A 25,482-nucleotide genomic window follows, 5' to 3' on the forward strand; every position below is an offset into this window, starting at 1 on the left:
CTCATCGCGAGCAAGCCCGCTCCCACACTAGACCGCGTCCGCCCAAGCAACTCGGTCAACTGTGGGAGCGGGCTTGCTCGCGATGAGGCCAGTCAGGCGCTAGAGATCAAACAGCGATCAACCGCTCCCGAAGCTTGGTAATCTCATCACGCATCTGCGCCGCCGCTTCGAATTCCAGGTCGCGCGCCAATTGGTACATCTTCTCTTCCAGCGCCTTGATACGCTTGGCGACTTCTCCCGGCGAACGCAATTCGGCTTCGTACTTGGCGCTCTCCTCGGCGGCCTTGGCCATGCCTTTGCGCTTCTTGCTGCGCGAGCCGGGCACGGTGGCGCCTTCCATGATGTCGGCAACGTCCTTGAACACACCCTTCGGTGTAATGCCGTTGGCCAGGTTGAAGGCGATCTGCTTGTCGCGACGACGCTCGGTTTCGCCGATCGCCCGCTCCATGGAGCCGGTGATCCGGTCTGCATAGAGAATCGCCCGGCCGTTGAGGTTACGCGCCGCGCGACCGATGGTCTGGATCAGCGAACGCTCGGAACGCAGGAAGCCTTCCTTGTCCGCATCGAGGATCGCCACCAGCGACACCTCCGGCATGTCCAGGCCTTCGCGCAGCAGGTTGATCCCCACCAGCACATCGAACGTGCCGAGGCGCAAATCACGGATGATTTCCACGCGCTCCACGGTGTCGATGTCCGAGTGCAGATAGCGCACCCGCACGCCGTGGTCGGCCAGGTAATCGGTCAAGTCTTCGGACATGCGCTTGGTCAATGTGGTGACCAACACCCGCTCTTCGAGGGCGACGCGCTTGGTGATTTCCGACAGCAAATCGTCGACCTGGGTCAGCGCCGGACGGATTTCGATTTGCGGGTCCACCAGGCCGGTCGGGCGCACCAGTTGCTCGACCACCCGTCCAGCATGTTCCGCCTCGTAGTTGCCCGGCGTGGCCGAGACAAAAATCGTCTGTGGGCTGATACCTTCGAACTCGTCGAAGCGCATTGGCCGGTTGTCCAGCGCCGAGGGCAGACGGAAGCCGTACTCCACCAGCGTTTCTTTGCGTGAGCGGTCGCCCTTATACATGGCGCCGACCTGCGGCACGCTGACGTGGGATTCGTCGATCACCAGCAAGGCGTCGGCCGGCAAGTAATCGAACAAGGTCGGCGGCGCCTCACCGGAGGCACGGCCCGAGAGGTAGCGCGAGTAGTTTTCGATGCCGTTGCAATAGCCCAGTTCGAGGATCATCTCCAGGTCGAAACGCGTGCGTTGCTCAAGACGTTGCGCTTCCACCAGTTTGTTGTTGGAGCGCAGGTATTCCAGACGCTCCTGCAACTCGACCTTGATCCCTTCGATGGCATCGAGCAGGGTTTCTCGCGGCGTTACGTAGTGGCTTTTCGGGTAGAAGGTGAAGCGCGGCAGCTTGCGAATCACCTCGCCGGTCAGAGGGTCGAAGGCCGACAGGCTCTCGACTTCGTCATCGAACAGTTCGATGCGGATCGCTTCGAAATCGGATTCTGCCGGGTGAATGTCGATCACATCACCGCGCACGCGGAAGGTCGCGCGGGCGAATTCCATATCGTTGCGGGTGTATTGCAGGTCCGCCAGGCGACGCAGCAAGGCGCGCTGATCGAGCTTGTCGCCCCGATCCACGTGCAGCACCATTTTCAAATAGGTTTCCGGGCTGCCCAGACCGTAGATGCACGACACCGTGGTGACGATGATCGCGTCCTTGCGCTCCAGCAACGCTTTGGTCGCCGAGAGTCGCATCTGCTCGATGTGATCGTTGATCGAGGCATCTTTCTCGATGAAGGTGTCCGAGGACGGCACGTAGGCTTCGGGCTGGTAGTAGTCGTAGTAGGAAACGAAGTACTCGACGGCGTTGTTCGGAAAAAACGCCTTGAATTCACCGTACAACTGCGCGGCCAGGGTCTTGTTCGGGGCCAGCACCAGCGTCGGGCGCTGAACCTGGGCGATGACGTTGGCGATGCTGAATGTCTTGCCCGAGCCGGTCACACCGAGCAACGTCTGGTGTGCCAGCCCGGCTTCGATGCCCTCGACCATCAGGCGAATGGCTTCCGGCTGATCGCCGGCGGGCTCGAAGCGGGTGACTAGCTGGAATTCAGACATGAAATACCCTCTGGGTCGCGCCCGTCCGGGCAAACCGGACAGCAACGAAAAAGACCACAAACGACCGACGTCGCCCGAGGAAAAAACTGGATTGTGCTCAATGTGGAGTCGATTGCCCGCGCTTTCAAGGCAAACGTCCTACATCCCTTGAAGTCTTTGACGGGATCAATCGACTAACGGTCGAAAAATAATCGGAAAAACTTACAGTAAAAGCCGAATCGACTGTCGCCATCAATCGCAGATGGCCTCTATACTAGCTCCCCGTTTGTGCACCGCTCTAGTGCATTCGGCTGGAGCGCGACACGTCCCTCCACTCTCCATTCAGAGCCGCCGCAAAAATGAGCCTGTTCTCCGCTGTCGAAATGGCACCACGCGATCCAATCCTGGGCCTCAACGAAGCATTCAACGCCGATACCCGTACCAACAAGGTCAACCTGGGGGTCGGTGTTTACTGCAACGAGGAGGGGCGAATTCCACTCCTGCGCGCCGTTGTCGAAGCCGAGACGATTCGCGTCGCTCAACACGCTTCCCGTGGCTACTTGCCGATCGACGGCATCGCTGCTTACGACCAGGCCGTTCAGAAACTGCTGTTCGGCAATGACTCGCCGCTGATCGCGGCTGGCCGTGTCATTACCACTCAAGCCGTTGGCGGTACTGGTGCACTGAAAATCGGTGCCGACTTCCTCAAGCAACTGCTGCCGAACGCCGTCGTGGCGATCAGCGACCCAAGCTGGGAAAACCACCGCGCGCTGTTCGAAACGGCCGGTTTCCCGGTGCAGAACTATCGTTACTACGACGCCGCCACCCACGACGTTAACCGTGTCGGCCTGCTGGAAGACCTGAACGCCCTGCCGTCCGGCTCGATCGTTGTGCTGCACGCGTGCTGCCACAACCCGACCGGCGTAGACCTCAGCCCGGCGGACTGGAAAAACGTTCTTGAAGTAGTGAAAGCGAAAAACCACGTGCCATTCCTCGACATGGCGTATCAAGGTTTCGGCGATGGCATCGACGAAGACGCCGCCGCCGTGCGTCTGTTCGCTGAATCGGGCCTGACCTTCTTCGTCTCCAGCTCGTTCTCCAAATCCTTCTCGCTGTACGGCGAGCGCGTTGGCGCCCTGTCGATCGTCAGTGAGTCGAAAGAAGAAAGCGCGCGCGTGCTGTCGCAAGTCAAACGCGTGATCCGCACCAACTACTCCAACCCGCCGACCCACGGTGCAAGCATCGTCGCCGCGGTGTTGAACAGCCCGGAACTGCGGGCCAAGTGGGAAGAAGAGCTGGCAGAAATGCGCCTGCGGATTCGCGGCATGCGCACCCAGATGGTTGACCTGTTGGCGAAAAACGCGCCACAGCGTGATTTCAGCTTTGTGGGTCGTCAGCGCGGCATGTTCTCTTACTCCGGCCTCACGGTTGAGCAAGTGACCCGTCTGCGCAGCGAGTTCGGCATCTACGCCCTGGACACCGGCCGCATCTGCGTTGCCGCGCTGAACCAGAGCAACATCGACGTCGTGACCAAGGCCATCGTTGCGGTGATCTGAGTCGTCGAGCACTAAACATAACGGGAAGCCATGAGGCTTCCCGTTTTTATTTGGCTCAGATAAATCCCAACCCCTCTAGACTGCACACATCGACCTTGTAGGAGCCGGCTTGCTGGCGATAGCGGTAGACCAGCCAACATCAATGTTGACTGTGATGGCCGCTTCGCCAGCAAGCCGGCTCCTACAACGTTTTATATACACCCGAGAATTCTGACGAGAGCCCAAATGAAAAACGATGACCTGCGCGCTGAGCGCGATGACCTGGATGACCTGAATGACTTCATCCCCCGCGTCCCGGCCAAACGCAGCAATAACCTGGTGCTGCAAGTGGCTGCGGGTGTGTTTCTCGGCGGACTGGCCTTGTGGCTGGTGCAACTGGGCGCGACGTTGCTTTACGCCAAACTGATGCTCGCCACCGTGACGTTCGGCGGTTAAGCCAGTTCGGTCGCGCGTTGGCTGGCCGCATCGTCATAGGCGACGTACAGCGATTCGGCGATCTGGCTTTTGATGGCCTTGGTGCTTTCCAGGCCCAGGACAAAACCTTCGGCCTTGCCGCCAGCGCGGTTCAATTCGTCAGCGGTGCTGGCCTGAGTGATGGCGTCGAACAGTTTTTCGGCGTGGGGGCCAACCCCTTTGGGCAGGCTGATCTGTGCGATGCTCATGCGAACACCTCGTTGCGTCGGAATGCGAGGGCTGGGTAATTCATGGCGCGTACCTTTTCGGCGAATGGCCGGCAGCGCGTGTAACCACTTCCGGGCGGCCATGGTAGACCTCTGGCGCTGTTCTGGTAACCGCCAATCGCCGATAAACCACCGCCCGTCCCGATGAATCCCTCGCATTGTTAACAGGTGCTTGACTTCTCTTTTTGAATCAGTAACATACACGCCATTCCGCGATAGCTCAGTTGGTAGAGCAAGTGACTGTTAATCACTGGGTCCCTGGTTCGAGTCCAGGTCGTGGAGCCAGACAGCAATAACGAAAAGCCTCTGAATCGAAAGGTTCAGGGGCTTTTTTGTGGTCGATGAAAAATTGGCTGATCCGCGAGCCTGTAGGAGCCGGCTTGCTGGCGATGGACGTTAACGATAACGCGTGAAACCAGGTTCACCGCAGCGCACTTACGTCTATCGCCAGCAAGCCGGCTCCTGCAAGGGACCGTGCCCAAGTGGGCCTTGCCCCAGTAAAAGCCGCACGAAAAAGGCGTCCCGAAGGACGCCCTTTGAACTTGCGTCGGAGCGAGTGTCAACCTGTCACTCGCTCCGGCCTTTCCAGCCGTCAGACATGTTCACTGCTTTTCGCAGGCACCGCCCGCGGCTCTCCATGCCCATGTTCCACCTCCACCACCGGGATCTCTTTCCCGTCGCAGTCATGCAATTTACCTTCGCTGAAATAATCCCCTTCGCGCAACGCGGCCAGATCCTGATAACGCAGGACCCGCTCAGTACCCGCCGCAAACACCGATTGCTGATCCGAATTACCGGCAGTGAGGTGGTTGAAGGTCAGGTTCAACACGATGGCCATGATCGCCGAGGAGCTGATACCCGAGTGGAAGATCGTCGCGAACCAGCTTGGGAACTGGTCGTAGAAATTTGGGGCGGCGATGGGAATCATGCCGAAACCGATGGAGGTGGCGACGATGATCAGGTTGACGTTGTTGCGGTAGTCGACCTTGGACAAGGTACGAATACCGCTGGCCGCCACGGTACCGAACAGCACGATACCGGCACCACCCAGCACCGAAGTCGGCACGGCGGCGATGACCCGGCCCATGAAGGGCAACAAGCCCAGGATCACGAGGAACAAACCGCCGGTGGCCACCACGAAACGGCTCTTGATCCCGGTCACCGCCACCAACCCGACGTTCTGGGCGAACGCGCTTTGGGTGAAGGAGCCGAAAATCGGCGCGATCATGCTCGACAGCATGTCGGCGCGCAAGCCGTTGCCCAGGCGTTTGGAATCGACCTTGGTGCCGATGATTTCACCGACGGCGAGGATGTCCGCCGAGGTTTCCACCAGCGTCACCATGACCACGATGCACATCGACAGAATCGCAGCAAAGTGGAAGGTCGGCATGCCGAAGTGGAACGGCGTCGGGAAGCCGAACATCGGGCCCTGGGTGACGGACGAGAAGTCTGCCATGCCGAGAAACACCGCGATGATGGTGCCGATGACCATCGCCAGCAGGATCGACAAACGGGAGATCGCCGCGCTGCCGACCTTGCTCAGCAACAGCACCAGCACCAGCGTCACCGCCGCCAGACCGATGTTCGCCATGCTGCCGAAATCCGCCGCATGGCTGTTACCGCCCATGGCCCAGCGCGCGGCCACCGGCATCAGCGTCAGGCCAATGGTCGTGATCACGATGCCCGTCACCAGCGGCGGGAAGAATTTGGTGATTCGCGAGAACACCGGTGTGATCAACAAACCGATTAGCGACGCGGCAATCACCGCCCCGAGAATCGACTGAAACCCGCCCTCCCCACCACTGCTGACAATCGCCACCATGGTCGCGACGCCAGAGAACGACACGCCTTGCACCAGCGGCAACTGGCAGCCGAAAAACGGTAAACCGAGGGTCTGCAGCAATGTCGCCAAGCCCCCCGCAAACAATGAAGCAGCAATCAACAAACCGATGTCCGCTGGCGAGAGCCCGGCCGCCTGGCCGATGATCAAAGGCACCGCGACGATACCGCCATACATGGTCAGAACATGTTGCAGGCCGTAAGCCATATTCGCGCCGACCCCGAGGTTTTCGTCCTCAGGCCGTTGGTGTGAAACATGGGGCGTTTTCATGGTTGGGGGGTTCCCTGGTTTTTGTTATGCGCACACTGTATGCAAGACTCAGGACAAATGTCTATAGAGTTGTATACAACTAATCAGTCAGATTATGGACATGTGTCCATCCACACCCACAGCATCGTTCAATAAACCCTGAAATATATCCGTCCCAGCCCCCCTCGTATCCCCCGCTAGTCTTTTGAGTTCCTGGCGACCATCGGTAGTGGTCGCCCTCTTTTTTATACGTATAAAGTATGCATAATGAAGCCATTCGAAATTCAGTATCACAAGGCAAAGAACGCGGCGAACAAACTGAAGCATCAAGGCATCAGCCTCGCAGAGACTGAGGCCGTGTTCCATGACGAACGAGCGCTGGCGCTCCAGGATGATCTTCATGACGAGCAACGATGGATCATCATGGGGCTGGACGCCAAAGCCCGCTTGCTGGTCGTCGCGTACACCTACCGCGATCCGAATTTCGTTCGAATCATTTCTGCGCGCCTCGCCACAAAAAACGAGCGTCGCCAATATCTGGAGGCTTGAGAGATGAAAGATGAATACGACTTCAGCAATGCCAAGCGTGGGGCAGTTGCCCCCGGCAAAGGCAAAACCCGCATTACCATCATGCTGGATGAAGCGGTCATAGACGCCGCTCGTGCGCTCGCGGAAAACGAGGGATATGGGTACCAGACGGTGATCAACAACACACTGCGGCACGCGCTGCTCAGTGACAAAAACAAAACTGCAGAGACCGGGCAGCTCAAAAAAGGGATAACGCCCTCCGACCTGAAAAACCTGGAGAAAACGTTGCTGGACGCCGTCAGCGAAATCCATCGAGTGATGGAGCCTGACGCTCGCCCCTAATCCGGTTCGATCAACCGCCCAAGCACCTGCTTCAAATGTGCGTGTTCAGGCACTCGAATGCCGAACTCGCTCTCCAGCAACCGGACCAGATCAGCCACCGCCGTGATCTGCCGCCGCTCGCTCTCGCTGCCGATCCGGTGGATCGCAAAACTGCCGTTGTTCAGCGTGCGCCGCCAACCTTCCCCCGTCCGCGCCACCATCAGCTGTTTGGCAAAGGATGATTCAGGATGGGTTGAGACATACCAGTTGCCGACGGTGTAATCGATGTCTTCCTGGCGTTGCAGGTCAAAGATGTACATCGGTCGCCATTCACCGGCGACGTTGGCGCGCAGGGTGTAGCCGTCTGCGTGGTGTTCGATTCGATAGGGTTCGTGAGGGGTGAGTTGCTCGTCCGGAGTGTCGAGCAGCAGCGGCGCGGTCGGGACCATGCCGCCGAAGCCGACGTCGGTGATGTAGCGCACGCCCTCCAGGGTGACCAGGCTCAAGCGGTGCGTACGCGCGGTCCAGGCGCCCTCGGGCTGGCCCATGACCACGCGACCGGAGATGCCGCGTGCGTCGAAACCCAACGCCTGAAGCAGGGCCAGGAACAGGTTGTTGAGTTCGTAGCAGTAACCACCGCGGCCATCGCGCAGGACTTTTTGCTCGATGGACGGCAAATCGATGAGTACCGGCTCGCCAGACAGGGTGGTGAGGTTCTCGAACGGGAACACTCCGGTGTGACGAAACTGCAACTGACGCAGGGTTTCCAGGGTTGGCGCCGGTGGCGCGTCGAAACCCAGACGTTGCAGGTACAACGCAAGATTGTTCAGGCGTGGCTCGCTCATTGCTCGGTCCTTATGAACTGGGCCGCGGATCTTTCCGCCGATGGGCGCCATGTATAAGGGATAAAGCGGTTCGACCGACAATTGATTTCGCCAATCGCCACTCACGGACAATCAACGGCGCTTGCGCGAGCCCAGTTGAATCCACGCCGGTGCATGGTCGCTGGCATGCGGCTCGTTGCGCACCCAGGCATCGACACCGGCCTCTTGCAGGTAGGGACTCAGTGCCGGGTTGAGCAACAGATGATCGATGCGCAACCCGGAATTTTTCTGCCAGTGTTGTCGGAAGTAGTCCCAGAAGGTGTAAAGCCGAGCCTCCGGATACAGATGACGCAGGGAATCGGTCCACCCCTGATCCAGCAACCGTTGATAACACTCGCGGCTTTGCGGTTGCAGCAGCGCATCCTTGAGCCAGGACCTCGGGTTGTAGATGTCCAGGTCTGTCGGCACTACGTTGTAGTCGCCAGCCAGCACCACCGGGTGTTCGCTGCTCTGGAGATCCTTGGCGTAGGTGATCAGCCGCTCGAACCAGGCCAGCTTGTAATCGAACTTCGGCCCCGGCTGCGGATTGCCGTTCGGCAGATACAGGCAGCCCACAAGGACACCGTGCACGGCGGCCTCCAGATACCGACTGTGGGTATCACTGTCGTCGCCTGGCAAACCACGGCGACTCTCCAGTGGTTGCGCATCCCGCGCCAGAATCGCCACCCCGTTCCACGATGACTGCCCCTGCCATATCGCGCCGTAGCCGGCAGCCTCGAGTTCTGCGGCAGGAAATGCACTGTCCACCGACTTGAGTTCCTGCAGGCAGACGATGTCCGGTTTCTCCCGCTCCAGCCAGGCCAGCAGGTTCGGCAGCCGGGCGCGCATGCCATTGACGTTGAACGTTGCGATCCGCAGATTCTTCATGGGCCAGCGCTCCGGACATGTGTCTTCAGTGTGTGACATCCTGGCATTCCGGTGGTTGCGTCGGCTATCTCAAGTACGGCGTAATAGACGCCCGACGCCCACCCGATCTGCCGAGAAAACCGCTCTCATGGAAACCATGCTGAAAGGCCACGGAATCAGCCTGCGCCCGCTGCAACACCGAAACCAAATACCTGATGCTGCGCTTTGCCTTCGACGTGCCGGACTGTGTACGGGTGCAATTCACCACCGACGAAAACAACCAGAAATCACGCAACGCAATCCTCAGGCCAGGGGCGCAGCAGGGAGGTATCGTGCGCCACGAACGGATCATGCCGGACGGTCGCAAGCGCAACTCGGTGCGGTTCAGCATCATCGATGATGAGTGGCCGCAAGTGCAGCAGAGGCTCGAACAGAAATTGGCGGCGAATACGCAGGGACGGCCCGTCACCTGAAATCAACGGTCACTTCCCCGAACCTCAAGCCACCTCAACGATCAGAGCGCATCAGTTCCCCGACACTACCGTCCATCGACAGCACCGCCGAACGGTTTCGCCCGGAATGCTTGGCCTGATACAACGCCGCGTCGGCGCGCTCGATGAACACTTCGGTGCTGTCCAGGCGCGTCGGTACGAAGGCATGACAACCGAGGCTGACCGTCACGTAACCGCTGGGCGCACCGCTGTGGTTGATGTTGCAGTTCATGACACTGCGGCGGATCTGCTCGGCAATGACCATCGCGCCATGAACATCCGTATTCGGCAGTAACACGGCAAACTCCTCGCCGCCGTAACGCACCGCCAGATCGGTGGCTCGATGGCAGCAACTTTTCACCACCCTTGCCACTTCGGCCAGGCAATGGTCACCCGCGACGTGGCCGTAAGCATCGTTGTAGCGCTTGAAGTAATCGATATCGAGCATGATCAGGCTCAACGAACTCGACTGTCGGATGCCACGGCCAAACTCGAGGTCCAGCGCCTGTTCGAACAGGCGGCGATTGGCCAGGCCGGTGAGACTGTCATGGGTCGCGATCAGATTCAGCGCGTCCTTGGCCTTGCGCAAATCCTTCTCGACCCGTTCACCAAGGCGCACCTGGCGCACGAACACCCAACCGAACAGCCCCACGCCCAGCACAACCAGCGCCACAATGACGCTGGATTTAAACGCTGTGTCATACCAGCCCTTGAGAATCGAATCCCTGGATGAGGCCGCGGACACTACCAGCGGATAGGCGTCGAGTTGCCGGTAGCCATGCAAGCGAACGGTGCCATCGAGTAAAGAACCGATCATGGCGTTGCCGGACATTGAGCCCGACAGGTACTTGCTGAAAATTTCCCCTTTGGCCAGTGACTGGCCAATCTGTGATTCCACAAACGGCCGTCGCGCCAGCAGCGTTCCGTCGGTCAGCGCCAGGAAAATGGAGCCGTCGTCATCGATGCTGAAGCTTTTGAAAAACTGATCGAAGTAGGACATTTTGATGCCGGCCAGCAAAACGCCATGAAAATGGCCGTCCTTGTCATTCACCCGCTTGGAAACCGGAATGATCCACTCGCCATTCACGCGACTGCGAATCGCGGGGCCGATGTGCGCCAGGGACGATACGTTCTGCTGATGAAACAGGAAGTAATCGCGGTCCGCCACGCCGGGACCACGGGGTAAATCCTCGAATGAGGTGACAACCCATTGCCCCTTTCGATCGAACAGGACAATCCCGTGCAACTGACTGAGCGCCTGCACCCGTCGGGCAAACGTTTTTTGCAGACGCGGGATCTGCGCCGGCACGAACCCATCAACCTGAATCCAGTCCGCCAGGCTGGTCAGTACCAGGTCGGCTTTCATGAACGTGTCTTCGGCCTGCTGCGCCATGGCGCGCGTGAGGTTCGATGACGCCACTTCGGCCACCGCCAGATCATGCCGGCGCGATTGCTCCAGTTGCAGATAAAGCAAACCACATAGGCACAGGCACACCACCACAATAAACAGCACCGCCGCTTTGCGCAGGGGTAACCGTTTCAAAGTGACGCCACTGGCGTGGCGCGGATCGTCATGGGAGATTGGCAAACGCTCGTCCTGCAAGGGTAAGGCATGGGCGAAGGCCCAAAACCCTTAATGTTTGCGAGCTTAGTCTACGGGATGGTGCGGGGCAATTGTCCTTTGGACAGGCGTCGCATCGCACTGCGCAAATGTGCTTGCGCACTGTCTGCATCGCCCAGGCGCATTTGTTCGTAGGCACGTTGCGCAATGTCGGGGGGCACCGGCTTGAGATCGCGCTGCGTCGCCATCGCCATCAATTGCACCTGGGCGGCGCGCTCCAGGTAATACAGATCGTCCCAGGCTTCGGCGATGGTCGGCCCTGCGACGATCACGCCGTGGTTTTTCAGGAACAGGACATCGGCATTGCCCATGACGCGGGCAATCCGGTCACCTTCGGACTCATCGAGGGCCAGGCCGTTGTAGTCCTCGTCCACCGCCGTACGCCCGTAGAATTTCAACGCTGTTTGCCCCAGCCACAATAACGGCGGGCCTTGCAGCAAACACAACGCCGTGGCGTGGGGCATGTGCGTGTGGAACGCCACTTTCACCCTCGGCAGCTGTTTATGCAGGCGCGCGTGGATGTAGAACGCGGTCGCCTCCGGTTGGCCTTCGCCGGCCACGACATTGCCGTGGAAGTCGCAGACCAGCAGGTTGTCTGCGGTGACCTCTGCAAACGCGTAGCCGTAGGGGTTCACGAAAAACAGATCATCGCGCCCCGGCACCATGGCGGAAAAGTGGTTGCAGATCCCCTCCTCCAGCCCATGCAGCGCCGCCAGTTGAAAGCACGCCGCCAGTTCCGTGCGCGCCGTGATGACAGCCGGCGAGTCCAGGTTCAGGTTGGTGTAACGCGCAGAACGGGAACCGCCTTCAAGGGTGTGTGCCATGGCAATGACTCCGGGGTTACCAGCCAAGGGATTCGAACAGGGGCACGACTTGGTCCAGCGTGCTCAATATCGCATCGGGTTGATAGTCGGGCAGCAATTGACGACCGGTGCCGCGATCGATCCATACACAGCGAAAATGCATATCGCGCGCGGCGGTGTGGTCCAGCGTCGGGCTTGCGCAGATGTGCACCACCTGATCGCGACTGACGCCCAGTTGCGCGTGAGCGTAGTCGAACAGCTGCGGATTCGGCTTGTAGGCGCCGGCCTGCTGGGCGGTGATGACCCGATCGATGTGCCCGCCGAGTTGCGCAACGTTGCCGGCAATGATGTCGTCATCGGTGTTGGACACGATGCACAGCTTGAAACCCATCGTCTTGAGCCGGGCGAGCGTGTCGATCACCTCGGGAAACGGCGGCATCTTCGGGATAGCCGCCGCCAGCCGTTGACTGTCTTCGGCCGAACTCGCCAACCCCAACTCCTCCAGCGCCATGTGCAACCCAAGGGTGCTCAACTGACGGAACGAACGATGCGGCGGAGTCTGCTCCAGCCGGTGTTCGTGCCGGTCGTACACCTCGATCAGGCGATCGACATCGACAAGGTGATCACCCTTGTCGCGCAGGATCTGCGCGGCCACGGCTTTCAAACCTTCATCCCATTGAATCAGCGTGCCGTAGCAATCGAAGGTCAGCCACTGGGGGCGTGGAGAGTTTTTGAGTGTCATGGTCGTGTCCTCTGAAAGGTGATCTTCAGGTTACGAGCCAACAGTGATAGTGTGAAATTAAATTAATATCGACTTGTCAGTGACAAATCGAATATCAAGGAAGCCGCCATGCTCGATCTCGAACTGCTCAAGACCTTCGTCTGCGTGGTGGACGAAGGCAGCTTCACCCGCGCCGCCGAACGCGTACACCGCACCCAGTCCACCGTGAGCCAACAGGTTCGCAAACTGGAAGAACTGGTCGGCCATGCGCTGCTGCTTCGCGATCGCACCGGGCAGAACATCAGCGTCACCGAGCACGGCGAGATGCTGATTCACTATGCCCGGCGCCTGCTGGCCCTGTCTTCGGAGGCGGTGGAAGCCCTCGCCAGCGACCTCGACCTGGAGATCCTGCGTATTGGCGTACCGGAGGACTTTGACGCACGGCGCATGGCCGCGATCCTCGCCGGCTTCAACCGCAGCCGACCTGAAGCGCGGCTGGAAACCGTCAGCGGCATGAGTACCGATCTCAAACAGAAACTCGCAACGGGCGCCATCGACATTGCACTGGTCAAGCGTGAACCGGACAGCGGCCCCTGCTGGGCGGCGTGGCCGGAAGCGCTGGTGTGGGTCAAAGGTGCGGGGGTCGACTCCGCCCAGGGCGTTTTGCCATTGGCGCTGTTCCCCCAGGGGTGCATTTACCGGCGACGGGCGATCCGCCTGCTGGATGTGGCTCAGCGGCCGTGGCGGGTTGCGTTTGGCAGCCACAGCCTGACGGGGATTCAAGCGGCGGTGGCCTCCGGATTGGGCCTCTCGGTGCTGCCCGTTTCGGCGGTGCTGCCAGAGCACACCGTGTGCACCGATCTGCCCGAATTACCGCCGACGGAATTGGCGCTGATCAGTCGCGAAGGCGCACTGACTGGACTGCAGCGAGGGCTGATGGAGTTTTTGCGGGAGGAGTTGGGCCGGGCTTGATCAGGAGGAATGGGCGCGCCATGAACGCCCCGCTCCCGGATTCGACCCTGTTACTGACCCGTCCCCACCGAGGCCGTCGCCGCATGCAGATTCAACACCGGCATTTGCGCAGGTCGATTCAACGCCCGCAGCACGGGCTCATCGTAGCCGTACACATCAGGTTTGAACGCCACCCGCCCGTCGCTGCCCAGATCGACTGTCCAATAGGCCAACAACACCGGCACTTTCACCGGCAGCCGAATGTTCTCGGTCTTGCCATTGGCCAGCTGTTTCTGAATACCGGCGCTGTTCCACTTGACCGGGTCGTTGAACAACAACTCCACCAGTTGCAGCGGATTCTCCACCCGGATGCAGCCCGAACTGGTTGCGCGGACAGTCTTGGCAAACAACTCGCGATGCGGCGTGTCGTGCAGGTAAATCGCATAGTCGTTGGGAAAGCGGATCACCACCTGACCCAGCGAACTCTCGGGCCCGGCATCCTGTCGCAAGCTGATGCCCCGCGGGTTGGTCCAGTCGACACCCGCAGGATCCAGCTCGTTGCCTTCGCGGTCGATCACGCGAATATGGTTGGCGGCCAGGTAACCGGGATTGCTCTTGATCTTCGGCAGCACGTCTTCCTTGAGGATCGTCGGCGGTACTGTCCAGGTCGGATTAAAAGTGATGTAGGTAATCTGCGCCTGGAAGATCGGTGTATTGCGCGCCGCTTTACCGACCTGCACCCGAGAGCGCCAGATCGGCTGACCATCGCGGTACATCGCCACTTTATAACCGGCGATATCGACGATGACGAACGTGCCTTGAAGTTTATAAAGCAGCCAACGCGCCCGCTCCATGTTGACCCGCACCTGGTCGATGCGTGCATCAACCGGCACATTCAACGCTGCCAGCGTGGTCGCCCCCGCCATGCCATCCACACCGAGGTATTGCTCGTTCTGATATTTTTTCACCGCAGCGGTGACGGCGCCGTCGTACTTTGTGCCGTGGATCAATCGCGGATCGAGAAAACCTGCCGCGACCAACCTCGCGCGCAACTGCGCGACAGCCGGTTCGTCCATGCCAGGTTTGAGCGAATGGTCCACAACCACCTTCGGCCAGCCGCCCCGATCGCGAATACCGCGCAATTGCGCCAGCGCCTGACGCAAGCCCCCGTACACCGCTTCTTGCGGCGGAGCCAGGGCAAAAGCCTTTGCTACATCGTGTTGGTCGAGCGCAGCGAAGAACGCATTGACGTCGTCGCGCGGGTCGACGCCATTGGCGTCAAAATTCCAATGAATATCGAGCCGCGACGGATCGACCTTGCCCCGCCGCAACTGCAGCAGCGCAGTAATAAAGGTATGCGTCGTCGCCAGATCAAAGGCCGCCCGTTGCTCGGGCGTGACCGGCGTGGTCTGCATCGTGGCCTGGGATCGGACCAGCTCATCAATATGAAAATCCGCCGGGTTCAAACCATCGGCGTCAGTCGCGCTCAGGCTGGCGATCAATTGTGCGACGTCGCGGTCATCCGTCCACGCTGCGCGATAAGCGCGATGGGTATAGAAATCCATGACCAGACGACTGACATCCACCCGACGATGACGCGGCGCGGTCAGCAACGGTGGAAACGCGGTTTTCAGCGGCTCAAGCGATGCCTGAATCGCTTGTCCGACGTTATCTTCCACTGCAGCGTCGATAACGGAGCTAGGCGCAATTGTCGGCTCAATCGGCGAAGTTTCCGCTAGCGCCGTGCCGCTGATCAGAAAGCCCATAAAAAATATGCGGCTTATGACGAATAACCTTGTTAAAAGCACCATGGATAATCCTTAATCTCCCGCATTCAACGCCTGGCTTTCAAAGCACTGCTAGACTCGAACTTAACATGATGAGACATCTATATGGCGCCACTACGTATTGGCTATCTGCTGCCGGCCCTGCTTTTGACTGCAATGTCCGTACCGTTAGCCTACGCCGATTCGCTCGCGGCCGCCCTCATCAAAGCGGCCCCGAAAGCCAACGCCAAGGTCATCGACCTCGCCGTTCGTGCCTCGCAATGCAGCATCGCGCAAGGTGCTGCTCCTGTCCAAAGACTTGCGGTGATCGATTATTCCCTGCCTTCGACCGAACAGCGCCTGTGGGTGTTCGATTTAAAGAAGCGCAAGTTGCTGTTTCATGAACTGGTCGCCCATGGTCGCAACAGCGGCGAAAACATGGCCGTCAACTTCTCCAATCAAAATGAAAGCTTTGCCACCAGCCTCGGCTTGTATCGCACGCAGCAGAGCTATGTCGGGCAAAACGGTTATTCGCTGCGCATGGAAGGCCTGGAGCCGGGTTTCAACGACAATGCGTTTGACCGGGCAATCGTGATTCATGGCGCGCCTTATGTCAGCCCGGTGCTGGCGCGGGCGAACGGGCGGATTGGTCGAAGCCTGGGCTGCCCGGCCGTGCGACCGGCGATTGCGCACAAGCTGATTGATTCGATGAAAGGCGGGCAGTTGTTGTTTTCGTACTACCCGGATCAGCGCTGGTTGAAGAAATCTTCGTTTATCAACTGTGGCAGTGGGACCGTGGCCACGGCATCAAAATCCACGAGCAACCGCTGAATACAACATGAACCTGTCAAAACTGTAATCCGCGCCTCAGTCTGCTGAAAGGCATCGCTCGCTAGACTCGTCGTCAAGTTGTCTCCCAACTGACGGACCGGGAATAAAAACAGCATGCACTCCACCACTTCAAGACGCACCTTCGTGAAAGGGCTCGCTGCGGGCGGGCTGCTCGGCGGCCTCGGTTTATGGCGCACGCCTGTGTGGGCGATCACCAGCCCTGGCGAACCGCAGGTGTTGGCCGGCACCGATTTCGACCTGTTCATCGGCGAAACCCCGGTCAACATCACCGGCAATCCGCGCACTGCGATAACCATCAACGGCGGTATCCCCGGCCCATTGCTGCGCTGGCGTGAAGGCGACACGGTTACGCTGCGGGTGAAAAACAGACTCAAGGAAAACACCTCCATTCACTGGCACGGCATTTTGCTGCCAGCCAACATGGACGGCGTGCCGGGGCTGAGCTTTCACGGCATCGAACCCGGCGGCGTGTACGTTTACACATTCCAGCTCCGGCAGAACGGCACCTATTGGTATCACAGCCATTCGGGTCTTCAGGAACAGTCGGGCGTTTATGGTCCGCTGGTGATCGACGCCAAGGAGCCGGAGCCTTTCCAGTACGACCGCGATTACGTGGTGATGCTGACCGACTGGACCGACGAAGACGCGGCCAGCTTGATGAACACCCTGAAAAAGCAGTCCGATTACTACAACTACAACAAGCGCACCGTGGGCGATTTCATCCACGACGTCAGCGAGAAAGGTTGGGCTTCCACGGTCGCCGATCGAAAGATGTGGGCCGAAATGAAGATGAATCCCACAGACCTCGCCGACGTCAGCGGTGCCACCTACACCTACTTGATGAACGGCCAGGCGCCGGACTCGAACTGGACAGGCGTGTTCCGGCCGGGCGAAAAGTTGCGCCTGCGCTTCATCAACGGCTCCGCCATGACGTATTTCGACGTGCGCATTCCGGGGCTGAAGATGACGGTAGTCGCTGCGGATGGGCTGCACGTCAAACCGGTGAGTGTCGATGAGTTTCGCATTGCGGTGGCGGAGACCTTCGATGTGATTGTCGAGCCGACCGAAGCGGCTTACACCTTGTTCGCCCAGTCAATGGATCGGACTGGCTTTGCACGCGGCACGCTTGCAGCGAAGGCTGGTTTATCCGCGCCGGTACCACCGCTGGACCCTCGACCGCTGGTGACCATGGATGACATGGGCATGGGCGGGATGGACCACGGCAGCATGGCGGGCATGGATCACAGTGCCATGGCCATGCCCGGTATGCAGTCTCATCCAGAGACAGAAAAAGACAACCCGCTGGTGGACATGCAAGCCATGACCACCGCCCCCAAACTCGACGATCCCGGCCTCGGCCTGCGCAACAACGGCCGCCGCGTCCTGACCTATTCCGACCTTCGTAGCACCTTCGAAGACCCGGACGGCCGCGACCCGAGCCGCACGATTGAACTGCACCTTACCGGCCACATGGAAAAATTTGCCTGGTCGTTCAACGGTGTGAAGTTCTCCGACGCCGAACCTCTGCGCCTCAAATATGGCGAGCGGGTTCGGGTGGTGCTGGTCAACGACACGATGATGACCCACCCGATCCATCTACATGGCATGTGGAGCGACCTCGAAGACGAGAACGGTCAGTTCATGGTGCGCAAACACACCATCGACATGCCCCCCGGCTCCCGGCGCAGCTATCGGGTAACCGCCGATGCGCTCGGCCGCTGGGCCTATCACTGCCATCTCCTGTACCACATGGAAATGGGCATGTTCCGTGAAGTTCGCGTGGAAGAATGAGACGCCTACCCATGACCAGACTCACCCCCCTCTCTTTGGCACTCGTGACCGCGAGCCTGACCCTTTCTTCGGCGATGGCCGCCACCGACGACATGCAGAACATGGATCACAGCCAGATGCAGGGCATGGACCATAGCCAAATGCAAAGCATGGACGACGGCCAGATGCAGCCCGCCGCGCCGACCGAAAGCCGCACGCCGATCCCGGTGCTAACCGATGCCGACCGGGCCGCCGTGTATGCCAGCCCGACCGGCCACGGCGTGCATGACACCGCGCTCAACTATTACTTCCTCGCCGACAAACTCGAATGGCAGGACGCTGACAACGGCAGCACTCTGGCCTGGGATCTCTCCGGCTGGATCGGCGGCGACATCGACCGCCTGTGGCTGCGCTCCGAAGGCGAACGCACCAACGGCAAAACCGAAGACGCCGAAATCCAGGCCCTATGGGGGCATGCAATCTCCCCATGGTGGGACGTGGTAACCGGCGTGCGCCAGGATTTCAAACCCGGCGCCCCACAGACATGGGCCGCGTTCGGCGTGCAAGGCATGGCGTTGTACAACTTTGAAACCGAGGCCACGGCATTCATCGGCGAAGGCGGCCAGACCGCCTTGCGGCTGGAAGGTGACTACGACATCCTGCTGACCAATCGGCTGATCCTGCAGCCGACCGCCGAGCTCAATGTCTATGGCAAAAACGATCCGCAACGGGGTATCGGTTCCGGGCTGTCCAACACCGAAGCCGGGCTGCGGTTGCGCTATGAAATTCGCCGGGAGATCGCGCCCTATATCGGCGTGACCTGGAACCGCACCTACGGTAAAACCGCCGACTACGCCAACGATGAAGGTGAGGATCGCAGCGAAGCACGCCTGGTCCTCGGTGTTCGCTTGTGGTTCTGAACGCACTCACTCAACAACCAAAAAAACAACCGCTTGAAGCGGTAAGAGGCCTCGCATGCGCATGATTAAAACGACCGCTGTTGCCATTGGACTGCTCATGAGCGCACTCGCTCAAGCGCACCCAAAACTGCTTTCCTCCACTCCGGCAGAAGGTGCGAATGGCGCAGCACCCGGCAAAATTGAACTGCACTTTTCCGAAAGCCTCATGACCCAGTTTTCCGGCGCGAAACTGGTCATGACCGAAATGCCCGGCATGGTGCACTCCCCCATGCCCATGAAAGCCAAAGTGTCCGGTGGCAGCGACCCGAAAACCATGGTCATCACACCGCTTTCGCCACTGCCTGCCGGCACCTACAAAGTCGAATGGCGCGCGGTGTCGTCGGACACTCACCCGATCACCGGCAACGTTACGTTCAAAGTGAAGTGATTGATGAGCGACTCGGTCAGCATTGCACTGCGCTTTGGGTTGTATGTGGATTTGATGTTGCTGTTTGGCTTGGCGCTGTTTGGGCTCTATAGCCTGAAAGAACAGGAACGGGTGTCAGGGGCGGCGCTGCCGTTTCGGTCGATGTTGACGGGGGCAGCGTTGCTGGGCGTGCTGTTTTCCGTCGCCAGCATGGTGATGATGGCCAGCGCCATGAGTGGCGAGTCGGATTTTGCCGAGCTGCGTCCGCATATCGAGATGATGGTGTTTGAGACAGACGTGGGACTTGCCTGGACGGTTCGCGTTGTCGCGCTGGTTGTCGGCGGCTTGGCGGTTATGTTCAACCAACGAGCCCCCGGCGTCAGTCTGCTGATCGCGTCCGCTGCTGGAGGCATCGCCCTCGCCAGCCTGGCCTGGAACGGTCATGGCGCGATGGATGAAGGAAGCCTGCGGTATTGGCATTTCATCACCGACATCTTGCATCTGCTGGCGGCGGGGGCGTGGCTGGGTGGGTTGATCGCATTTGCCTTGTTAGCGAGGATCAACTCACTGCAAAGCGAAGCGCACATCCGACTGCTCGTCCGTGCTGTCAAACGGTTTGAATGGGTGGGCGCGGTGATTGTTGTCGTAATCACCGTAACGGGAATCGTGAACTACCTGTTCATCGTCGGCCCTGAACTGGACGAGGTGTTTCTCAGTACCTACGGGATTTTGCTATTTATCAAAGTAGTGTTATTTGCCGGGATGCTGGTGCTGGCCGCGTTGAATCGGTTTCAACTCGGGCCACTTTTGGAACGGTCGCTGCGGGACAGGCAATACCGGGTAGCGGCGAATGCATTGCGACGCAGTGTGGTCGTGGAGTTGGTGGCGGCGGTGTTGATTGTAGGGTTGGTGGCCTGGCTGGGGACATTGAGTCCAGAGATGGAAATGAGCGCGGAATAACGTAAAGGGGCTCCAGTTGATATGGATCAACGATTGCCTCTTGCTCGGGACTAAGCTCAAAAAACTCCCTCGGATCGGGTACACACTATGCTCTGGTTCCGCACTCACCTACCGCTGCTGATCCGCCAAGTACTCGCACCTTGGCCGCCAGTACGCCTGCGCTTCGTTCGTTTCAACAATTAAAACAATCCTCCGAGCGTCCGGAATTCCGGACGCTCCCTGTGGCTTCGCCTCTTAAGCTCAGCTCAATTCCTGTACGTCCCTGACTCACTGGAGATTGCCATGCATACGCACCTCAAAGCACTCGTCGCCGCACTGCTCATCAGTAGCCCATTGGTTGCTCTGGCCGTCGAGGAACATCACCCCGACACACCGTCAACCGCACCGACCACCGCCGCCGCAACCCCCGCCCCCGCCGCTGCGACACAAGACAAGGCCATGAGCGAACAGATGAAAAAAATGCAGGCGGCCCACGAAAAAATGATCGCCGCCAAAACCCCGGCCGAACGCCGGGCCGCCATGCAAGAAGGCTTGGCCACGATGAAGGATAGCCTGGGCATGATGCACAACCACTGCCAAGGCATGGGAATGGGAATGGGCAAAGGCATGTCCGACGGCAAGGATCGCTCGGACCAGATGATGGGCATGATGATGAAAATGATGGATGAGCAGTCGAGCATGATGAAGATGCCGATGAGCAACTAACGCCCTCAAAGACGCGCTTCGCCTTGCCATCGCGGCAAGGTCAACGATCGACTCACGCCACCTGCCACTCACAGTAAAAGAGGCTTACACAATGAACAGCACTGAACTGCAAGTCGAAGGCATGAACTGCGGGAGCTGCGTCAAACACATTAACGCCGCGCTGCAGCCGCTCGCCGGGGTGGGTGAAGTGACTGTCGATCTGGCGTCCAGTCGGGTCAAGGTGGCTGGAGATGCCGAGAGCGAAGTTCTGCTATCGGCATTGAAGGAGGCAGGGTATCCAGCCAGCGTACTGACAGAAGACAAACATCAAGGCGTAAAGAAGACATCTGGCTGCGGCGGGTCAAGTTGCTGCTGTCACTGAGTCCATCCCGGCGAGGATGAAGTTGAGCGGTGCGGCAGAAAGTAGGTACTCTCAGCCCCACTCCATCATGGAAGCCGGATAACAATGAAAAACATAAAAAGCGCAATGATGCTCGGTGGCCTGCTCGCTCTATCGTTTGCCGCTCAGGCAGAGCAATCGCATTTGGACAACGTCATCCAGCAAGGCCAACTGCGCGTGTGCACCACGGGTGATTACAAGCCCTACACGTTTAAAGCCGAGGACGGCGAATACTCGGGCATCGACATCGCCATGGCCCGTTCACTGGCCGACAGCCTGGGCGTCAAGGTCGAATGGGTGCAGACCACCTGGAAAACCCTGATGCCCGACATGCTGGCGGGCAAATGCGACATCGGCATGGGCGGGATTTCGGTCACGCTTGAGCGGCAGAAAAAAGCCTTCTTCAGCACCACGCTGGATGTCGACGGCAAAGTCCCCCTCGTGCGCTGCGAGGATCAGGCGCTGTATCAGACCGTCGAGCAAATCAACCGGCCTTCGGTTCGTTTGGTCGAACCGGCCGGCGGCACCAATGAAGCCTTTGTTCACGCCTTCCTGCCCAAAGCGCAATTGAGCCTTCACGACAACGTGACCATCTTTCAGGAGCTGCTGGACAAGAAGGCGGACGTAATGATCACGGATGCGTCGGAAGCGTTGTATCAGCAGAAGCTTAAACCCGGGTTGTGCGCGGTGAATCCGGGTCAGTTCATGCAGTATGGGGAGAAGGCTTACCTGTTGCCGCGTGATGACATGACTTGGAAACTGTATGTGGATCAGTGGCTGCACCTGGCCAAGGTGACGGGGAAGTACCAGAAGGTTTTAGGTGAGTGGATTGCTACGCCTGAGACCAAATAGTCGTATCTCCTGTAGTTGCTGGCGGATCCTGCGTTTGAATGCGCAGCAGTCGCCCCGCCTCCTCGGAGAACACGCAACGGCAGGAATACCGCGCCGTTGCGTCACACCTTAGTCGTCGTGCAACAACCCCGAGCTGTACTCGCCGAAGCTGTTACCTAGCGCACTGCCATGGAAATTCAACTGACTGTGATTATTGGTAGGGCCCGGGCCAAAGCCGGCAGACGGCAGCGTGGCTTCCGAATATTCGCTATGAGTGCTCGCGCCCGAACAGGCGCTCAATAGCAACGCACCGGCGACCAGCAAGACTTTGAAGAGGTTTGAGATCATTTTTTCGGTTTCCCTGTGGGCTGGGGGCGTGGTGATGCGAGCTCTAATCGTCATCGTAGGCCGGGAAGCCACGGGGGATTATGAAACTTCGCAGGACGACAGCCTTGGTTCAGCTACTGCGGTTTCTTGCGTTGGAAAAGGTCGCTCCCCCGACAAATCGTCAAAAGAGCAACGTCCTACACGACACTCGGAATTGTCCGTACACTTGTCCATTGCTGCGTTTTTGCCACGAAGCCTATAGTCCACCCAACGCCCAAATGGCGTGTCGGGTTTGGCGACTCGATGGCAATTGAACTGAATCCTTCGACCATTTTCGAAGCGTTTCGGAACGCACTTAGCTGCCTGTTTTATGGTGGCTGTGCGCGGGAGACCTTCGGGTCTGCCGGTTTCTCCATTGCCCGGTTCGCCAACCCGCGTACGGCTACCACCCATTCGTTTGGCGACGAATGAGTAGTAGTTTTCTCAAATTAATGGAGCTTCACATGAAAGAATTTATGGCTTTAACCAGCAACGCCGATGACCTTCCCTCGCTGTATGTAAACACCACCCAACCGTTGCATTCACTGCTTAGCACCGCACGCTACCGAATTGGCGCGGTAACGCAGATCCTGGAAAACCTCGCAATGCGCGGCGACATCACCACCGACTCGGTGATACTCAGCGACTTCGCAATGCTTTGCTGCATACCGTTGCGTGATGGTTGTGATGTTCTAGATGTCGTTGCGCGACGTATGGATGCTGAGCGGTCCTGACGTCACAACGGGGCGTCCTCCTCGGACGCCCCTTCGGACTCATGAAAGCTGGCAGTAAAAAGAAGTTCCGCGTAAATGCCCCCGCCCCGCTCTCCCGCCGCTTCTACGTCGCACCGATGATGGATTGGGCGTAGTACTCCACTAAAGTACCGGCCCACCTAGCTATCCCTGCTGCAACTGTTCACTTTGTAGCAATTTTTTAGCAGACCGTAGCACATGCCTGTCACGGGCATTACCGGTGCTTTGTTTGTAGTCTTGGGGAGTCGCACCTTGCTTAGGGGCGGCAGTAAATGACCCTCTCCACGTTCGACTACTACGCTGAGTTCTTCACGGAGGATTCGCGATGCCCAATTCAGACCTACTCCCTTCCCTGCTCTACAAGATCAACCACCACCACCACCACCACCACCACCACCACCACCACCACCTGGCCTACTCCCGTAAACCGGGCCATCTGATAAACCACTGGTTGCACGTAAGCACAGAACCAGACTCATCCGGCCTTGGAAAACCGAAAAAAGACTACAGTTGCTACAACCTCCTAAAGAACAGAAACCTTGAGCTACCCACACGCACACGACACGGCAAAGCTATGAGCAGCTTTAAGAAAAAATCGCCGATGTCAACTTTAATAAATTTAAACCAACCAAGGAAAAAACAATATGGCAAGAACTATCTACGGAGCTGTAGCTATAGCTTCCCTACTCATGACGGGATGCACCTCGTACGAGTTCTCTGAGCTATACCCATATTATTACGAGGATGAGCAGAAATCCAAAAATGGACTGATTGAACCTTCTGAACTGCCAGGCGAACTGGTGGACGCATTACCTTTAAAATTTCAGTTAGCAAAATACACCGGCCATCTTTGGTGTTTCCGTGATGAAGAAGGCCGAACGTCATTTTCTCCTTCCTGGCTTTCGTATCAAAAAAACAACTGGAGTGAAGAATTCACTAAGAACCTTAAACACGCATCAGAAGATGAAAATTACAGAGTTTTCACACCGATGGGCTACCCATTTGCCTTTTGTGTAATACCAAACGTCGACGAAGAACAATTATTTGATGAAACATGGTTCGGGGCTTGGCTTACCTTTATTACAACATGGGAAACAAATGAGCTGGAAAATGAGCAGCTTGATCAAGCCAATAAAGAACTTGCAATCCAATCAGCAAACACATCAAAACTTATAGATAAAGTTAACAACCTGATTGCTGATTACGACAAGAAAATCAAAGAAACCGAAGACGCTATCGCCGCTACGGACTCAGTAATTAACCAACGCAAATCAAAGCTTGGCATGAAGCTACTCGGGTTAGATCTGGACTCTAAAAAAGACCTTCCACCGTTCAATCCTAAAATACCATACGACAAGAAAAAAGACCCTTTTTTAGATGTTATAAAAGACGGAACAATGGACGTATCTGGAAAACCGTGGGCAACAGACCAAATGCTCGGAGGCAAGTATTTAGACCCTGAACTAGCAAACAAGATAGATGAAATTAATCTTATTTTTGCTGAGCCTGACAAGATCACTAACGAAAAACTCAAACAAGACGTTACTGACCTAAAGGCTTCCGGATTCAAAGGAATCTCGGTCACATCCGGGGCAAGAACACCTTGGAGACAATCGGACCTTTATTCAAAAGCAAAAAAAGATGGAACTCCTGTTGGCAAATACGTCAGAAGTGAACACATGTTTGGTCAAGCCACTGACATGACGATACCTACAGGATGGAATTGGAATTCCAGTTCACATCGGAAGCTACGTTCTGTGATGGCACGTTTGGGCATAGAAATGCGAGTACCTAATGATCCTGTTCATTTCACGCTCACGTCCCCTACTCGCTCATTCTATGCACGTAGGCTCGCGATGGTGCGCGCGTACCTTGCAAAAGCTACTGAATTGAAGCAAGCACAAGGCGCGGTTAAGGAAAATGCTATTTTCGATCAAGAAAGGATCATTGAACAGAAAGCAAAGGTGGAGGCAGATCTCCAAGCGAGGACTACAGAGCTGACGAATAAAACCAGTTTATTTAACAGAATCTCAGCCGCTTACTTATCTAAACAACGTGAGCTTCAACAACTTGATGCGGAAATAGCCCGTAAGCGTCTGCCGAAGTCACCTTGCGTGACTCAGGCCGGCACCCACTGATGCGGTAGCAGTTGATCAATCTCACTGGCACGCTGTGTTGGCAGC

General features: G+C 57.9%; 25 protein-coding genes, 1 tRNA gene and 1 pseudogene. 17 read left to right on the forward strand and 10 right to left on the reverse strand.

What is annotated here, in order from left to right; genetic code table 11:
- Positions 1-106: 106 nt before the first annotated feature.
- A complete protein-coding gene (gene uvrB / locus FBY04_RS23405; RefSeq protein WP_084318020.1) occupies positions 107-2,122 on the reverse strand; it encodes an excinuclease ABC subunit UvrB in 2,016 nt (671 codons plus the stop codon).
- 338 nt (positions 2,123-2,460) lie between these two features.
- Between uvrB and FBY04_RS23410 the strand changes: the two genes are divergently transcribed.
- Together FBY04_RS23410 and FBY04_RS23415 are read left to right on the forward strand one after the other, a co-directional pair.
- Positions 2,461-3,657: an amino acid aminotransferase gene (locus FBY04_RS23410; protein WP_084318021.1), complete on the forward strand. Its 1,197-nt coding sequence runs from the start codon at positions 2,461-2,463 to the stop codon at positions 3,655-3,657.
- A 225-nt stretch (positions 3,658-3,882) separates the two neighbouring features.
- Positions 3,883-4,092: a hypothetical protein gene (locus tag FBY04_RS23415; RefSeq protein WP_084318022.1), complete on the forward strand. Its 210-nt coding sequence runs from the start codon at positions 3,883-3,885 to the stop codon at positions 4,090-4,092.
- On the opposite strand, the gene FBY04_RS23420 is transcribed toward FBY04_RS23415, so the two are convergent.
- Positions 4,089-4,319, reverse strand: a complete 231-nt coding sequence (locus FBY04_RS23420) for a hypothetical protein (protein WP_084318023.1) — start codon at positions 4,317-4,319, stop codon at positions 4,089-4,091. The two genes, FBY04_RS23415 and FBY04_RS23420, sit on opposite strands and share 4 nt — an antisense overlap.
- A 227-nt stretch (positions 4,320-4,546) precedes the next feature.
- Between FBY04_RS23420 and FBY04_RS23425 the strand changes: the two genes are divergently transcribed.
- Positions 4,547-4,622, forward strand: a tRNA-Asn gene (locus FBY04_RS23425).
- Positions 4,623-4,929: 307 nt separating this feature from the next.
- Here the strand turns inward: FBY04_RS23425 and FBY04_RS23430 are convergent.
- Positions 4,930-6,447 (reverse strand): nucleobase:cation symporter-2 family protein, encoded by a 1,518-nt coding sequence (locus FBY04_RS23430; protein WP_145317199.1) that lies wholly within the window; start codon positions 6,445-6,447, stop codon positions 4,930-4,932.
- A gap of 246 nt (positions 6,448-6,693) precedes the next feature.
- On the opposite strand from FBY04_RS23430, the gene FBY04_RS23435 reads away from it, so the two are divergent.
- Both FBY04_RS23435 and FBY04_RS23440 read left to right on the forward strand, forming a co-directional pair.
- Complete coding sequence (locus FBY04_RS23435) at positions 6,694-6,975, forward strand: BrnT family toxin (protein ID WP_084318025.1); 282 nt, start codon at positions 6,694-6,696, stop codon at positions 6,973-6,975.
- Positions 6,976-6,978: 3 nt separating this feature from the next.
- Positions 6,979-7,296: a BrnA antitoxin family protein gene (locus FBY04_RS23440; RefSeq protein ID WP_084318026.1), complete on the forward strand. Its 318-nt coding sequence runs from the start codon at positions 6,979-6,981 to the stop codon at positions 7,294-7,296.
- Here FBY04_RS23440 and FBY04_RS23445 read toward each other — a convergent pair.
- Positions 7,293-8,120 carry an arylamine N-acetyltransferase gene (locus FBY04_RS23445; RefSeq protein ID WP_145317202.1) on the reverse strand — a complete coding sequence of 276 codons (828 nt, stop codon included), beginning with the start codon at positions 8,118-8,120 and terminating at the stop codon, positions 7,293-7,295. The two genes, FBY04_RS23440 and FBY04_RS23445, sit on opposite strands and share 4 nt — an antisense overlap.
- Before the next feature lie 111 nt (positions 8,121-8,231).
- Complete coding sequence (locus FBY04_RS23450) at positions 8,232-9,026, reverse strand: exodeoxyribonuclease III (RefSeq protein WP_145317204.1); 795 nt, start codon at positions 9,024-9,026, stop codon at positions 8,232-8,234.
- A 173-nt stretch (positions 9,027-9,199) separates the two neighbouring features.
- On the opposite strand from FBY04_RS23450, the pseudogene FBY04_RS23455 reads away from it, so the two are divergent.
- A pseudogene (locus FBY04_RS23455) lies at positions 9,200-9,478 on the forward strand (GNAT family N-acetyltransferase); the annotation flags it as partial.
- Between the two features lie 34 nt (positions 9,479-9,512).
- Here FBY04_RS23455 and FBY04_RS23460 read toward each other — a convergent pair.
- From FBY04_RS23460 to FBY04_RS23470, 3 genes are all read right to left on the reverse strand, one after another.
- On the reverse strand, positions 9,513-11,084 hold the full coding sequence (locus FBY04_RS23460; protein ID WP_145317206.1) for a GGDEF domain-containing protein: 1,572 nt from the start codon (positions 11,082-11,084) through the stop codon (positions 9,513-9,515).
- A gap of 65 nt (positions 11,085-11,149) precedes the next feature.
- Positions 11,150-11,941 (reverse strand): aldolase, encoded by a 792-nt coding sequence (locus tag FBY04_RS23465; RefSeq protein WP_084318030.1) that lies wholly within the window; start codon positions 11,939-11,941, stop codon positions 11,150-11,152.
- A gap of 16 nt (positions 11,942-11,957) precedes the next feature.
- Complete coding sequence (locus tag FBY04_RS23470) at positions 11,958-12,662, reverse strand: haloacid dehalogenase type II (RefSeq protein WP_145317209.1); 705 nt, start codon at positions 12,660-12,662, stop codon at positions 11,958-11,960.
- Positions 12,663-12,770: 108 nt separating this feature from the next.
- On the opposite strand from FBY04_RS23470, the gene FBY04_RS23475 reads away from it, so the two are divergent.
- Positions 12,771-13,613: a LysR substrate-binding domain-containing protein gene (locus tag FBY04_RS23475; RefSeq protein WP_145317211.1), complete on the forward strand. Its 843-nt coding sequence runs from the start codon at positions 12,771-12,773 to the stop codon at positions 13,611-13,613.
- Between the two features lie 50 nt (positions 13,614-13,663).
- Here the strand turns inward: FBY04_RS23475 and FBY04_RS23480 are convergent, their stop codons facing one another.
- Positions 13,664-15,403, reverse strand: coding sequence for a murein L,D-transpeptidase (locus tag FBY04_RS23480; protein ID WP_145317213.1), 1,740 nt, complete (start codon positions 15,401-15,403; stop codon positions 13,664-13,666).
- Between the two features lie 81 nt (positions 15,404-15,484).
- Here FBY04_RS23480 and FBY04_RS23485 point away from each other — a divergent pair, with 81 nt between their 5' ends.
- The 8 genes from FBY04_RS23485 to FBY04_RS23520 all read left to right on the forward strand — a co-directional run bounded on the left by FBY04_RS23485 (position 15,485) and on the right by FBY04_RS23520 (position 22,202).
- Positions 15,485-16,189, forward strand: coding sequence for a murein L,D-transpeptidase catalytic domain family protein (locus FBY04_RS23485; protein ID WP_084318034.1), 705 nt, complete (start codon positions 15,485-15,487; stop codon positions 16,187-16,189).
- A 114-nt stretch (positions 16,190-16,303) separates the two neighbouring features.
- On the forward strand, positions 16,304-18,001 hold the full coding sequence (locus FBY04_RS23490) for a copper resistance system multicopper oxidase (RefSeq protein WP_084318035.1): 1,698 nt from the start codon (positions 16,304-16,306) through the stop codon (positions 17,999-18,001).
- A gap of 11 nt (positions 18,002-18,012) precedes the next feature.
- Entirely contained in the window at positions 18,013-18,900 is an 888-nt protein-coding gene (locus FBY04_RS23495) for a copper resistance protein B (protein WP_145317215.1), read from the forward strand.
- 55 nt (positions 18,901-18,955) lie between these two features.
- Entirely contained in the window at positions 18,956-19,327 is a 372-nt protein-coding gene (copC, locus tag FBY04_RS23500; protein ID WP_145317217.1) for a copper homeostasis periplasmic binding protein CopC, read from the forward strand.
- 3 nt (positions 19,328-19,330) lie between these two features.
- On the forward strand, positions 19,331-20,266 hold the full coding sequence (gene copD / locus FBY04_RS23505) for a copper homeostasis membrane protein CopD (RefSeq protein WP_145317219.1): 936 nt from the start codon (positions 19,331-19,333) through the stop codon (positions 20,264-20,266).
- Between the two features lie 282 nt (positions 20,267-20,548).
- On the forward strand, positions 20,549-20,971 hold the full coding sequence (locus FBY04_RS23510; protein ID WP_084318039.1) for a hypothetical protein: 423 nt from the start codon (positions 20,549-20,551) through the stop codon (positions 20,969-20,971).
- Between the two features lie 91 nt (positions 20,972-21,062).
- Entirely contained in the window at positions 21,063-21,332 is a 270-nt protein-coding gene (locus FBY04_RS23515; RefSeq protein ID WP_145317221.1) for a heavy-metal-associated domain-containing protein, read from the forward strand.
- A gap of 84 nt (positions 21,333-21,416) precedes the next feature.
- Positions 21,417-22,202 carry a transporter substrate-binding domain-containing protein gene (locus FBY04_RS23520; protein ID WP_145317223.1) on the forward strand — a complete coding sequence of 262 codons (786 nt, stop codon included), beginning with the start codon at positions 21,417-21,419 and terminating at the stop codon, positions 22,200-22,202.
- Between the two features lie 108 nt (positions 22,203-22,310).
- Here the strand turns inward: FBY04_RS23520 and FBY04_RS23525 are convergent, their stop codons facing one another.
- Positions 22,311-22,529, reverse strand: a complete 219-nt coding sequence (locus FBY04_RS23525) for a hypothetical protein (RefSeq protein WP_145317225.1) — start codon at positions 22,527-22,529, stop codon at positions 22,311-22,313.
- Between the two features lie 482 nt (positions 22,530-23,011).
- On the opposite strand from FBY04_RS23525, the gene FBY04_RS23530 reads away from it, so the two are divergent.
- Both FBY04_RS23530 and FBY04_RS23535 read left to right on the forward strand, forming a co-directional pair.
- Entirely contained in the window at positions 23,012-23,281 is a 270-nt protein-coding gene (locus FBY04_RS23530; protein WP_145317227.1) for a short-chain dehydrogenase, read from the forward strand.
- Positions 23,282-23,943: 662 nt separating this feature from the next.
- Positions 23,944-25,437 (forward strand): M15 family metallopeptidase, encoded by a 1,494-nt coding sequence (locus tag FBY04_RS23535; RefSeq protein WP_145317229.1) that lies wholly within the window; start codon positions 23,944-23,946, stop codon positions 25,435-25,437.
- Positions 25,438-25,482: the final 45 nt, after the last annotated feature.

Source organism: Pseudomonas sp. SJZ080, assembly GCF_007828295.1.
Classification (GTDB): Bacteria; Pseudomonadota; Gammaproteobacteria; order Pseudomonadales; family Pseudomonadaceae; genus Aquipseudomonas; species Aquipseudomonas migulae_A.

Coding starts and splice junctions, on each gene's coding strand:
- FBY04_RS23445 (WP_145317202.1), bottom strand. CDS start 8,120: ATGAGCGAGCCACGCCTGAACAATCTTGCGTTGTACCTGCAACGTCTG.
- FBY04_RS23410 (WP_084318021.1), top strand. CDS start 2,461: ATGAGCCTGTTCTCCGCTGTCGAAATGGCACCACGCGATCCAATCCTG.
- FBY04_RS23520 (WP_145317223.1), top strand. CDS start 21,417: ATGAAAAACATAAAAAGCGCAATGATGCTCGGTGGCCTGCTCGCTCTA.
- FBY04_RS23470 (WP_145317209.1), bottom strand. CDS start 12,662: ATGACACTCAAAAACTCTCCACGCCCCCAGTGGCTGACCTTCGATTGC.
- FBY04_RS23535 (WP_145317229.1), top strand. CDS start 23,944: ATGGCAAGAACTATCTACGGAGCTGTAGCTATAGCTTCCCTACTCATG.
- uvrB (WP_084318020.1), bottom strand. CDS start 2,122: ATGTCTGAATTCCAGCTAGTCACCCGCTTCGAGCCCGCCGGCGATCAG.
- FBY04_RS23420 (WP_084318023.1), bottom strand. CDS start 4,319: ATGAGCATCGCACAGATCAGCCTGCCCAAAGGGGTTGGCCCCCACGCC.
- FBY04_RS23510 (WP_084318039.1), top strand. CDS start 20,549: ATGCATACGCACCTCAAAGCACTCGTCGCCGCACTGCTCATCAGTAGC.
- FBY04_RS23525 (WP_145317225.1), bottom strand. CDS start 22,529: ATGATCTCAAACCTCTTCAAAGTCTTGCTGGTCGCCGGTGCGTTGCTA.
- FBY04_RS23465 (WP_084318030.1), bottom strand. CDS start 11,941: ATGGCACACACCCTTGAAGGCGGTTCCCGTTCTGCGCGTTACACCAAC.
- FBY04_RS23490 (WP_084318035.1), top strand. CDS start 16,304: ATGCACTCCACCACTTCAAGACGCACCTTCGTGAAAGGGCTCGCTGCG.
- copD (WP_145317219.1), top strand. CDS start 19,331: ATGAGCGACTCGGTCAGCATTGCACTGCGCTTTGGGTTGTATGTGGAT.
- FBY04_RS23430 (WP_145317199.1), bottom strand. CDS start 6,447: ATGAAAACGCCCCATGTTTCACACCAACGGCCTGAGGACGAAAACCTC.
- FBY04_RS23515 (WP_145317221.1), top strand. CDS start 21,063: ATGAACAGCACTGAACTGCAAGTCGAAGGCATGAACTGCGGGAGCTGC.
- copC (WP_145317217.1), top strand. CDS start 18,956: ATGCGCATGATTAAAACGACCGCTGTTGCCATTGGACTGCTCATGAGC.
- FBY04_RS23415 (WP_084318022.1), top strand. CDS start 3,883: ATGAAAAACGATGACCTGCGCGCTGAGCGCGATGACCTGGATGACCTG.
- FBY04_RS23480 (WP_145317213.1), bottom strand. CDS start 15,403: ATGGTGCTTTTAACAAGGTTATTCGTCATAAGCCGCATATTTTTTATG.
- FBY04_RS23440 (WP_084318026.1), top strand. CDS start 6,979: ATGAAAGATGAATACGACTTCAGCAATGCCAAGCGTGGGGCAGTTGCC.
- FBY04_RS23435 (WP_084318025.1), top strand. CDS start 6,694: ATGAAGCCATTCGAAATTCAGTATCACAAGGCAAAGAACGCGGCGAAC.
- FBY04_RS23530 (WP_145317227.1), top strand. CDS start 23,012: ATGAAAGAATTTATGGCTTTAACCAGCAACGCCGATGACCTTCCCTCG.
- FBY04_RS23485 (WP_084318034.1), top strand. CDS start 15,485: ATGGCGCCACTACGTATTGGCTATCTGCTGCCGGCCCTGCTTTTGACT.
- FBY04_RS23475 (WP_145317211.1), top strand. CDS start 12,771: ATGCTCGATCTCGAACTGCTCAAGACCTTCGTCTGCGTGGTGGACGAA.
- FBY04_RS23450 (WP_145317204.1), bottom strand. CDS start 9,026: ATGAAGAATCTGCGGATCGCAACGTTCAACGTCAATGGCATGCGCGCC.
- FBY04_RS23495 (WP_145317215.1), top strand. CDS start 18,013: ATGACCAGACTCACCCCCCTCTCTTTGGCACTCGTGACCGCGAGCCTG.